Source organism: Dietzia sp. DQ11-38-2 (genome assembly GCF_014145055.1).
Lineage (GTDB): Bacteria > Actinomycetota > Actinomycetes > Mycobacteriales > Mycobacteriaceae > Dietzia.
In genome coordinates, this window is the sequence record NZ_JAALDW010000461.1 from 1 (window position 1) to 2,184 (window position 2,184).

Below are 2,184 nucleotides of genomic sequence, written 5' to 3' on the forward strand. Positions count from 1 at the left end.
GTGGCGGGATCGCAACGTCGACGCGTTCTGCGCCGGGTACGCCGAGGTCAGCGAGTCCGACCCGCGCGAGACCGGCGCGCTCCTGCGGGCGTACACCTTGGACAAGGCCGTCTACGAGGTGGTGTACGAGTCGCGCAACCGGCCCAGCTGGATGGGGGTCCCGCTGGGCGCGGTCGAGCGGATCCTCGCGACGGACTAGCGCTTCTCGTCAGCTCACGGGCAGCTGGTCCTTGGCCCACTTGTAGTCGGCCTTGCCCGCGGGCGACCGGCGGATCTCGGGCACGTCGACGATCACCTTGGGGACCTTGTAGTTCGCCAGGGACTGCCGCAGGAACTCCGACAGCTCGTCCTGCCCGACCGACTGCCCTTCGCGGAACGAGACCACGGCGGCGACCTTCTGCCCGTAGCGCGGATCCGGCGTCCCGGCGACCAGCGCGTCGTGTACGGCCGGGTGGGCCTTGATCGCCTGCTCGACCTCCTCCGGGAAGACCTTCTCCCCGCCGGTGTTGATGCATCCCGACCCGCGGCCGAGGAACACGATCGTGCCGTCCTCGCGGATCTGGCCCATGTCCCCCAGTATCGAGACGCGTCGACCGTCGACCACGGGGAAGGTCTTGGCGGTCTTCTCCGGGTCGTTCCAGTAGCCGACGGGCAGGTGACCGCGGCGGACGATGTAGCCGACCTCGTCCGAGCCCGGCGCGATGGGCCGGAAGTCCTCGTCGACCACGCCGAGCTTCGGGCTGGCCGGGATGGTCATCTCACCGGATTCGTTCATCCCCAGCTCGCCGTCGTTACCGGCCTCGGAGGCACCGAAGTTGTCGCGGATGATGATGTTGGGCAGCACCTCGAGCACCCGCTCGCGACTGGACTTGGACCAGATGCCGCCGCCGGAGGCCATCATGAACAGCGTGCTGAAGTCCATGGTCTCGGTGGCGTTGACCAGCTCGTCCGTCAGCGGCACCGCCATGCCGTCACCCACGAACATGAGGATGTGGGCCTTGTGCTCCGCCGTGGCCCGGACGATCTCCGCGGCGTCGAACTCCCGGAACATGATGAGGTGGCCGCCCAGATTGACGAAGGTCAGCAGTGTGAACAGGCCCGCCCCGTGCATGAGTGGCGCGGAGATGACCACCTTCAACCCCCCGTCGGGCGAGATGTTCTCGGCCACCTCGGCGGGGCTGTGCCGCTTGTCGCCGTAAGGGTTCCCGCCCGACAGGCACGCGTAGAAATAGTCCGACATGTGCCACTGCACGCCCTTGGGGAAGCCGGTGGTGCCACCGGTGTAGACGATCCAGTGGTCGTCGCCACGGACGGGCTCGAAGTCCCGCTCCGCCGACTGCGCCGGCCATTCGGTGTCCCCGTCGACAACGGTGAGGCCCTTGGCGGCGCACGCCGAGGCCAGGACCTCCGGGACACCGCCGAACACGATGACCGTGCGGACGGTCTCGAGGTCCGGGATCGCGGCGGCCATGGTCTCGGCGAACTCGGCGTCGACCAGCACGGCGATCGACTTGGAGTCGTTGAACAGGTAGACCAGCTCCGGCGGGGTGTACCTGAAGTTGACGTTGATCCCGGCCACCCGGATCTTCATGCACCCGAGGATGGCCGCCATGTGTGCGGTGCTGTTCTTCATGTAGAGGGCGACGTGGCTGCGTGGCTCCGCACCGTGAGCACGCAGCAGGTGGCCCATCCGGTTGGCGAGTTCGTCGATCTGGCGATAGGAGTACTCGACACCGTCCATGGTCAGCAACGGGTTGTCCGGGATCGTGTCGACGACGGCCTCGAACACCGCGGCCTGGTTCATCTCCGGATTGGTGCCGGCGAGCGGATCGGTCGAGTGGTCAGCAGCTTCGGTCATGGCGGAATCCTTCGCGAGGTCAGTCAAAATGTGGCTGTCCTCACATTGTGACCTGAACTTGTTCTCATGTCCAGACGGCACCCTGATCAGGCCAGACCCTCAATTAGTAGAACGGGTTCTAGCTATACTTCGCTCCGCGAACGCGGTTTCTCGTGACCCCGCGCCCGTGAGCGCCTACATTTTGGACATGAGTTCACGGCGGTCCCCGCACAGCGGCGCGCCCTACGACGGGGGCCTGATGCTGCCCCACGCCACGCGGACGGGGGCGGTCCCGGTGGACGGTCGCCGATCCGCCGCCCCGGAGGCGGACCGACCGTCGGGCCGCA

Annotated in this window: 1 protein-coding gene and 1 pseudogene; one reads left to right on the top strand and one right to left on the bottom strand. The window is 67.1% G+C overall.

Annotated features, from left to right (window positions below):
- Window positions 1–199: pseudogene (locus G6026_RS14590) on the top strand (hypothetical protein); the annotation flags it as partial.
- 9 nt (window positions 200–208) lie between these two features.
- On the opposite strand, the gene G6026_RS14595 reads toward G6026_RS14590, so the two are convergent.
- The gene (locus tag G6026_RS14595) at window positions 209–1,858 is read right to left on the bottom strand and encodes an AMP-binding protein (protein WP_182613607.1); all 1,650 of its coding nucleotides are present in this window, start codon (window positions 1,856–1,858) and stop codon (window positions 209–211) included.
- Window positions 1,859–2,184 lie beyond the last annotated feature (326 nt).

What these genes read in the sequence shown, in the direction of transcription:
- G6026_RS14595 (WP_182613607.1), bottom strand. Translation starts at nt 1,858, where the DNA reads ATGACCGAAGCTGCTGACCACTCGACCGATCCGCTCGCCGGCACCAAT.